This window comes from Alterirhizorhabdus solaris (assembly GCF_007785815.1).
GTDB lineage: Bacteria > Pseudomonadota > Alphaproteobacteria > Sphingomonadales > Sphingomonadaceae > Alterirhizorhabdus > Alterirhizorhabdus solaris.
On sequence record NZ_VNIM01000046.1, the window covers coordinates 24,403 to 31,797 of the forward strand.

Below are 7,395 nucleotides of genomic sequence, written 5' to 3' on the forward strand. Positions count from 1 at the left end.
GGGCTGCGTGCGGTCACAGATTATCATGGCAGAGCAATCACTCCCCCCCCTCCTCCTTCGGATCAGCTAGCCCCAGCGTCTTCAGCTTGCGATGCAGCGCCGACCGCTCCATCCCGATGAAGGTGGCGGTGCGGCTGATGTTGCCGGAGAATCGGCGGATCTGCACGCGCAGATATTCGCGCTCGAACGTCTCGCGCGCCTCGCGCAGCGGCGTGCCCATGATCGACTTGGCGTGCTCACCCGGATTCAGCCGCGTCTGATCGCTCAATACCTCGGGCGGCAGCATGTCGATGTCGATCGTCGCCAGCCGGTCGCCCGGCGCAAGGATGATCGTGCGCTCCACGACGTTGCGGACCTGCCGCACATTGCCGGGCCAGTCATAGGCCTGCAACGCCGCCACCGCCTCAGGCGACACCACCGGCGTCGGCACGCGGCGCTCGGCGGCGTAGCGGGCGACGAAGTGATCGACCAGCGCGGGGATATCCTCACGCCGCTCGGTCAGCGCGGGCAGATGCACCGGCACCACGTTGAGGCGGTAATAGAGATCCTCGCGGAAGCGCCCGCCGGCGATCTCCTCGGCCAGATCGCGCGACGAGGCGGAGACGACGCGCACGTCCACCTTCACCACCCGCTGTCCGCCGACGCGGTTGAAGCTCTGGTCCGTCAGCACGCGCAGGATCTTGGCCTGCGCGGTCAGCGGCATGTCGGCGATCTCGTCGAGGAACAGCGTGCCGCCGTGCGCCTGTTCGAGCAGGCCGGGGCGAACGACCTCCTGCCCGTCCTCCAGCCCGAACAGTTCCTCCTCCACCCGCTCCGGCGTCATCCGGGCAGCCGAGACGACGATGAACGGCGCGTTGATCCGCGGGCTCCACATGTGGAGCAGGCGCGCGGCCACTTCCTTGCCGACGCCCGCCGGACCGCTGATGAGCACCCGGCTGCCGGTGGCGGCGACGCGCTTCAGCGTGGCGCGCACGCTGTTGATCCCGGCGGACGAGCCGGTCAGTTCGTCCTCACGGCCGATCTGCGCCTTCAGCGAGGCGTTCTCCCGGCGCAGGCGATCAGTCTCGGTCGCACGCGCCACCAGCAGCAGCAACTGGTCCGCCTGAAACGGCTTTTCGATGAAATCCACCGCGCCTCGCCGGATCGCCGCCACCGCCGTATCGATATTGCCGTGGCCGGAGATCACCAGCACCGGCAGCGACGGGTCCCGCCGCTTGATCTCGTCCAGCAGGTCCAGCCCGTCCAGCCGCGAGCCTTTGAGGTAGACGTCGAGCAGCACCAGAGACGGGCGCCGCTCGGCGCAGGCGGCCAGCGCGGAATCCGCATCGGCGGCGGTGCGGGCGGCATAGCCCTCGTCCTCCAGCACACCCGCCACCAATTCGCGAATGTCCTGTTCGTCATCGACGACCAATACGTCCAGAGCCATGTCTCAACCAATCTTCATGCGGGTAAGCCCGGTCATCCGGCTGTCGCCGTCGTCCGTGGTGTCGTCGTTCTCGGCGGCCAGCGGCGCCAGCGTGGCGGTGTCGAACGAAAGCCGCACCGCCGTGCCGCCACCCGGCCTGTCATTGAACGTGATGGCGCCGAAATGTTCCTCCACGATCTTGCGGACGATCGCGAGGCCGAGCCCCGTGCCGCGCACGCGCGTGGTCATATAGGGTTCGGTGATGCGCTCGCGCTCGGCGGGAAGGCCGATGCCATCGTCGCATACGGTGATGACGAGGCGGCCATCATCGGCGCCGATCGTCAGCACTACGGTGCCGGTGGGGTCTGGCTTGGCCTCGATCGCCTCGACCGCGTTCTTGACGATGTTCGTCAGCGCCTGCCCGATCTGGCGCCGGTCGCACACCATTTCCGGCGAGGGGTCGGGCGCGTCGAGGCGGAAGGCGATCGCGGGATGCGCCACCTCGTGCAGAAACAGCGAGGCGCGCGCGATGTCGACGATCGCCTCGTCACGGAACACCGGCTTGGGCATGCGCGCGAACGAGGAGAATTCGTCCACCATCCGCCTGAGATCGCCCACCTGCCGCACGATCGTGCCGGTCAGCCGCTCGAATGTGGCGGGGTCGGACGTGACCTCCTGGCCGTAGCGGCGTTGCAACCGCTCGGCCGCGAGCTGGATCGGAGTGAGCGGGTTCTTGATCTCGTGCGCGATCCGCCGCGCCACGTCGGACCACGCGGCGCGACGCTGGTCGAGCAATTGCTGGGTGATGTCGTCGAAGGTCAGCACATGGCCACTGCCGGTGCGCACCAGCTTCACCGCCAGCGTGCGCTGCTCGCCACCGGTGGCAAGCTGGATCACCGCCTCGCGATCGGTGGCGCCAAGCAGCCCGGCCAGTTCCGGCGCGACCTCGGCCAGCAGGCGGCCGGCGGCATCCTCGTTCCCCGTCTTCAGCAATGCCGCGGCGGAGGGGTTCAGCAGGCGGATGCGCCCCTCCTCCCCGATCGAGATCACCCCGGCGCTGACCCCGGACAGCACGGCCTCGGTCAGCGCCCGGCGACTGTCGGCCTGCGCGTTGGCGGTGACGAGCGCGCGGGTCTGCTCCTCCAGCCGCCCGGTCATGCGGTTGAAGGCGGTCGCCAGCGTACCGATCTCGTCATGCAGGCGCGGCGTGGCGACACGGGCGGTCAGGTCGCCGCCGGCGATCCGCCGGGCCGCGCCGACCAGTTCGGACATGGGCCGCACCAGCCGGTCCGCCACCTTGAACGCCACGATGATGGCGATGCCGACGATCAGCAGCGACACCGCCAGCAGCGCGATGTTAAAACGCAACTGGAGGATGCGCGACCGTTCGATCATGCTCTTGTAATCGCCCAGCGCGCTGCGGGCGCGGGCGACCGAGGACAGTACGGACGGATCGACATGGCGCGAAGCGTAGAGGAACACGTCGGCCTGCGGATCGAGCCGCACGACCGTTTCCATGCGGTCGCCCGCGTCCGTCACCACCCGCGCGCGCCCGTCGCGCAGTTCGCCGATCGCGGCGGCGGGCAAGCGCAGTTCCAGCGGGCGCTTGTCGAGGTTGGCGCCCGCGATCAGCCGGCGGTTGCCGTCCCGCCCGATCACGATCACCGCCGCCTCGTCCAGATTGCGCGCCGCCACCTGCCACGCCAGCCCCTCGGCGAAGCGGGGCGAATCTATGCCGAAGGTGGACGAATAGCCGTTCACGTCGCCACCCATCGATACGACGTCGGCGACGATGCGCTGCTTGTTTTCCTCGACATAGGCCTGCGCCACGCTGTCCGCATTCTCCAGCACAGTGCGCGCGCGATCGGAGAACCAGAACTCGACACCATATTGGAACAGGAGCGAGGCGAAGATCACCACCAGCAATGTCGGCACGCTGGCGATTACCGAGAACAGCGCGACCAGCCGTACATGCAGCCGGGCGCTGCCCCCCACCCCCGATCGCGCCGCCCGCCCCTTCGCCACGCGGCGCGCGACCAGCACGAGCAGCCCCATCAACGGCACGAGATTGGCCACCAGCAGCAGCGCGACCATCGGCGGGGTGAGCAGGCGGGCGGACGATCCGCCGACGGTGACGATGAAGTAGCTCGTCGCCATGATCGCAACCGCAACGACCAGTGTCGTCACCTCGACCACCGGCATCAGCTGACGGCGGAAACGCATGTTCAGGCTGCGCCGCCAGCGTGGCACGGCCTTGGAACGCGACTGGGAGGCGGACTCCATCGTTGCCTGCATACCACAAGCGCGTTGCCGTTCAATCACAGTCGGCGCACGCCGGTCGCGTCGTTCAGCCCATCCGCCGCACGTCGCCCGGGTCGATCCCGCGCTCCGTCAGCTTCTTGCGCAGGGTGTTGCGGTTGATGCCGAGCAGTCGCGCCGCCTTCAGCTGGTTGCCCCGTGCGGCTGCGAGGGTCAGCTTCAACAGCGGCCGTTCCACCTCGGCCAGGATGCGGTCGTACAGCCCGTCCGGCGGCAGGTCGCGGCCGAAGGCGGCGAAGTAGCGCGCCAGGTGCAGCTCGATCGCGTCGGCGAGCCCGCCGGAGGGGGCCAGTGCCGGGCCGCCCTCGATCACGCCGCCGCCGTGCAGCTGCTGCTCGATCACGCCGGCGGTGATGACTTCCTCACGACTCAGCGCCGCGAGCCGCCGCATCAGGTTTTCCAGCTCCCGCACATTGCCGGGCCAGCCGTGCGCCGCCAAGCGCTCGATCGCGCCGCCGTCGAGCAGCTTGCGCGGCAGCCCCTCGGCCGCCGCCCGGTCGAGGAAATGGCGGGCCAGCTCGGCGATGTCCTCGATCCGCTGGCGCAGCGAGGGCAGCCGCACCGGCACGACGTTGAGCCGGTAATACAGATCCTCGCGGAAGGCGTGGTCGGCGATCAGCCGGGGCAGGTCCTTGTGCGTCGCGGCGATGATCCGCACGTCGGCGCGGATCGAGCGCGCGCTGCCCACGGGGGTAAACTCCCCCTCCTGCAATACTCGCAGCAGCCGGGTCTGCGCCTCGAACGGCATGTCGCCGATCTCGTCGAGGAACAACGTACCGCCCTGCGCCTGCTCGAACCGGCCGGCGGTGCGCGCGGCGGCCCCCGTAAAGGCGCCGCGCTCGTGGCCGAACAGCTCGCTCTCGATCAGCTCGCGCGGGATCGCCGCCATGTTGATCGCCACGAAGGGTCGCTTGGCACGCGGGCCGAGATCGTGGATCGCGCGCGCCACCAGCTCCTTGCCGGTCCCCGATTCGCCCAGCACCAGCACCGTCAGGTCGTTCGCCACCACCCGCGCGATGGTGCGATACACCTCCTGCATAGCGGGCGAGCGGCCGATCAGCGGCAGCCCGTCCCCCGCCGGCCCGTCCGGCACCGCCCCGGCCGTGCCGCCGGTCGCGGCCAGCGCATCGGCGACGGCGCGGGTCAGCTCGCCCAGGTCGAACGGCTTGGGCAGATAGTCGAAGGCACCCTGCTCCGTCGCGCGGACGGCGGTGGCGAGCGTGTTCTGCGCGGACAGCACGATCACCGGCATGTCCGGGTGGGCACGCAGCATCTCCGGCACCAGGTCGAGCCCGTTGCCATCGGGCAGCACCACGTCCGTCACCAGCACCTGCGGCACGAAGCGGCGCATCACCGCGCGTTGCTCCGCGACGGAGGCGGCGACCTCCACCTGATAACCGGCACGCCGCAGCGCCTCGCGCACCACCGTGCGAATGGCGGCGTCGTCGTCGACGACGAGAATGCGTGCGCCACTCATGGCCTGGTCTTCATGCGGGCGTACTGGCACGCGGCAACAGCAAACGGAACACCGTACGTGGCGGCGTGCCCTCGCGCGCATATTCCACGATGCCGCCATGATCGGCGACGAGCTTGTCGACCAGCGCCAGCCCCAGCCCGCCGCCGCTGCGCTTGGAGGTGACGAACGGATCGAACAGATGGTCGGCGATCCCGGCGGGCGCGCCCGGCCCCTCGTCGATCACGCACACCTCGATCGGCAGCGGCCGGCGGCTGTCGCCCGGCGCGCCGCGCAGCGACACGCCATGGCGATAGGCGGTGCGCAGCGTGATCGCCCCGCCGCTCGCCTCGGCGGCGTTCTTCATCAGGTTGATGAGGATCTGGATCAGCGAATCGTGATGCCCCAGCACCGCTGGCAGCGACGGATCATAGGCCTCGCGGATCGCCCGCCCGCGCGCGAAGCCCTGCAACGCCACCTCGCGCGCGCGGCCCAGCACGGCGTGGATGTTCTGCGGCGACAGCGTGAGCGGGCGGGTGTCGGTGAAGCCCTCCATCCGGTCGATCAGCGCCGCCACCCGGTCCACCTCGTCGCGGATCAGCCGGGTGAGGTCGCGCGATCCCTCGTCCACCGTCGTTTCGAGCAGTTGCGCCGCCCCCCGGATGCCGGAGAGCGGGTTCTTGATCTCATGCGCCAGCATCGCCGCCGCCCCCACCGCCGTCAGCCCGCCGCCGGCCCGGTTGCCCGCGCGCGCCACCAGATGCGCGGGGACGTGGAGATGGATCGTCACGACCTTCCAGTCCGCCCGCTCGGGCAGCGGCGCCGCCATCAGGTCAACACGCTGGCGGCGGCCATCGGGCAGCGCCAGTTCGATATCATAGGCCGCGCACGGCGCCTCACTCGCCAGAACCTCCGCCGCGCGACCGATCAGCGCCTCCAGCGGGCGGCCGACGATACCGGCATAAGCGAGGTTCAACAGCGTTTCGGCGGCGATGTTGGCGTCGGTGATGCGGCCCTGCGGATCGATCGCGAGCATGGCGACGGGCAGCGCGGCGAGCAGTTCGGCCGCGCCCGGTTCTCCGGTCGCCGGCTGCGCGCGCCGGCCGAAGCGGATCAGGCCGCCGCGCGGGAGAGCCACGGACCGTAGAACTCTTCCAGCATCGACAGCACCACGTTGGAGTCAGGCTCCTGGTTCACGCGGTTGCGGAACTCGGCCGACCCCGGGATTCCCTTGGTGTACCAGCCGATATGCTTGCGGGCCATGTTCACGCCGGTCATCTCACCATAATGGTCGAGCATCATCCGGTAATGCTCGGTAATCATGGCGTATTGCTCGTCCAGCGAGGGGTCGACGCGGCGCTCCCCGGTCTGCAGCCAGCGCATCACCTGCCCCAGCAGCCACGGTCGGCCATACGCCCCGCGCCCGATCATCACGCCATCCGCGCCCGACTGGTCGAGCGCCGCGTCGGCATCCTCGATCGAGCAGATATCGCCATTGGCGATCACCGGCAGGCGAACGGCGTCCTTGACCTGGCGGATGAAGGCCCAGTCGGCGCTGCCCTTGTACATCTGGTTGCGGGTGCGGCCGTGGACGGTGATGAGCTTCACCCCCAGATCCTCGGCGATCCGCGCCAGCTCCGGCGCGTTCAGGCTGTCGTGGCACCAGCCCATCCGCATCTTGAGCGTGACGGGTACGTCAACCGCCTTCACCGTGGCGTCGATGATCGAGGCGGCCAGCGTCAGATCGCGCATCAGCGCCGAGCCGGCATCGCCGTTCACCACCTTGCGCACCGGGCAGCCCATGTTGATGTCGATGATGGCGGCGCCGCGATCCTGATTGAGCTTGGCCGCCTCGGCCATCTCGCGCGGGGCGCAACCGGCGAGCTGCATCGAGATCGGCTCCTCCACCGCATCCCACGCCGCCTTCTGGAGCGACTGGCGCGTCTCGCGGATCATCGCCTGGCTGGCGATCATCTCGGTGACGTTCAGGCCGGAGCCGTAGCGTTTCACCACCTTGCGGAACGGCATGTCGGTCACGCCGGTCATCGGCGCGAGGATCACCGGCGTCTCGATACGCACCGGACCGACCATGATGGGAGAGAGACGCACTTGCCTGACCTGCCGCTGACGTGCCTAAAAATACGGCAAAACCCCTAGCGCCAAAGGCGCTGGCGGGCAAGGCTCGGCTCGGCTAGGGCGCGGCCATGCCCGCCTCCCC

Annotated in this window: 5 protein-coding genes; all 5 read right to left on the bottom strand. The window is 69.5% G+C overall.

Annotation, left to right across the window (positions count from 1 at the left end; translation table 11 throughout):
• Positions 1 to 37 precede the first annotated feature (37 nt).
• Entirely contained in the window at positions 38 to 1,426 is a 1,389-nt protein-coding gene (gene ntrX / locus FOY91_RS12180) for a nitrogen assimilation response regulator NtrX (protein WP_145152109.1), read from the bottom strand.
• 3 nt (positions 1,427 to 1,429) lie between these two features.
• Positions 1,430 to 3,688 carry a sensor histidine kinase gene (locus FOY91_RS12185; RefSeq protein ID WP_145152112.1) on the bottom strand — a complete coding sequence of 753 codons (2,259 nt, stop codon included), beginning with the start codon at positions 3,686 to 3,688 and terminating at the stop codon, positions 1,430 to 1,432.
• A 64-nt stretch (positions 3,689 to 3,752) separates the two neighbouring features.
• Positions 3,753 to 5,201, bottom strand: a complete 1,449-nt coding sequence (gene ntrC / locus FOY91_RS12190; RefSeq protein ID WP_145152116.1) for a nitrogen regulation protein NR(I) — start codon at positions 5,199 to 5,201, stop codon at positions 3,753 to 3,755.
• A gap of 10 nt (positions 5,202 to 5,211) precedes the next feature.
• Positions 5,212 to 6,315, bottom strand: a complete 1,104-nt coding sequence (locus FOY91_RS12195; RefSeq protein WP_145152119.1) for a two-component system sensor histidine kinase NtrB — start codon at positions 6,313 to 6,315, stop codon at positions 5,212 to 5,214.
• Complete coding sequence (gene dusB, locus FOY91_RS12200) at positions 6,291 to 7,268, bottom strand: tRNA dihydrouridine synthase DusB (protein ID WP_145152126.1); 978 nt, start codon at positions 7,266 to 7,268, stop codon at positions 6,291 to 6,293. Before dusB ends, FOY91_RS12195 begins: the two co-directional genes overlap by 25 nt.
• Between the last annotated feature and the right edge of the window lie 127 nt (positions 7,269 to 7,395).